Consider the following 1,031-nt stretch of genomic DNA (forward strand, 5'->3'; position numbering starts at 1 on the left):
ATGGAAGAGTATTGAAGTGGGTGACTATTGCTGGATAGGAAAAAATGTAACCGTTTTGAAAGGGGCGCAAATCCAACCATGTAGTAGCGTTGGTATTAACTCAATTGTTACAGGGAAAACGACGCCATTTTCGGTATGGGCCGGGTCGCCAGCGAAGTTAGTTAAAAGTGGTGTTATCTGGTCAAGATTGAATAGAATTGATAGCTATCTTGATGAACCTATCATTGTAAGATATTTAAAAAAATATAAGGATCTCATTCCGGAAGGTTTACGCGACACTATTGAGAAAAAAATAGAAAACTTCTAAAACAGTGTACTCAATCTCTGAGCTAATGGTGCAAACGGCTTCTGTCGGGTAAGTGTCATAACAGATTGTGGCTACTGATTGTGGCTACTACATATAAAATATGTTGTGTGGGTCAGTCTTTATTGTGAGATTCCCTGTTTATTGGTTTTTGAGTCGAGAAATATTGCAAAATTTCTTAAAACTTTATACCTGGAGTCATTACAGAATCCTATTGGATCACTCGTTAGCTTTTTCATTCTTTTTAACAATAATGGCCTGTTATCCGGTACTTTTGAAAAAGCTCCATTAGGCATATGACGATGTGGTAGCAGGCCTTTATTTTTAATAACCAGAAGCTCATTTAGTTTTATTTTTAATGCCTCCAAATCAGGTGTTTTTACATTTTTTTCTAACCACTGTCGGTTAACCTTAGGCACACACCCAGCAGCCAGTTGATCAAAGGTTGCCAGGCATCCACTGCCTACAAAGCTGGCTGTATGAATATCTTTTCGTACCCCAAAATCACTTACAATGGCTGTTGGGATGCCACGAGCCATAGCCTCTATTGCGACAGTTGAACTGACAGTAATGCATAGGGCAGTGTGCTGAAGGATTTCTTCGACCGGTTCGTAGGTAAATCGCAAATTATCCGGAAATTTTAATTTCAGTAATTTTCTTATTCTTTCAAGGTGCCATATTTGTTTATGAATTGTTCTGCCGCCGAGTTTGCAACGGGGCTTTATTA

Annotated in this window: 1 protein-coding gene and 1 pseudogene; one reads left to right on the forward strand and one right to left on the reverse strand. The window is 38.8% G+C overall.

What is annotated here, in order from left to right; translation table 11 throughout:
- A pseudogene (locus tag KDK19_RS04420) lies at positions 1-307 on the forward strand (hypothetical protein); the annotation flags it as partial.
- A gap of 119 nt (positions 308-426) precedes the next feature.
- On the opposite strand, the gene KDK19_RS04425 reads toward KDK19_RS04420, so the two are convergent.
- The coding region (locus KDK19_RS04425) for a DUF6716 putative glycosyltransferase (RefSeq protein WP_257291408.1) at positions 427-1,031 on the reverse strand (605 nt) is incomplete at its 5' end.

Source organism: Endozoicomonas sp. ONNA1, assembly GCF_024606325.1.
Classification (GTDB): Bacteria; Pseudomonadota; Gammaproteobacteria; order Pseudomonadales; family Endozoicomonadaceae; genus Endozoicomonas_A.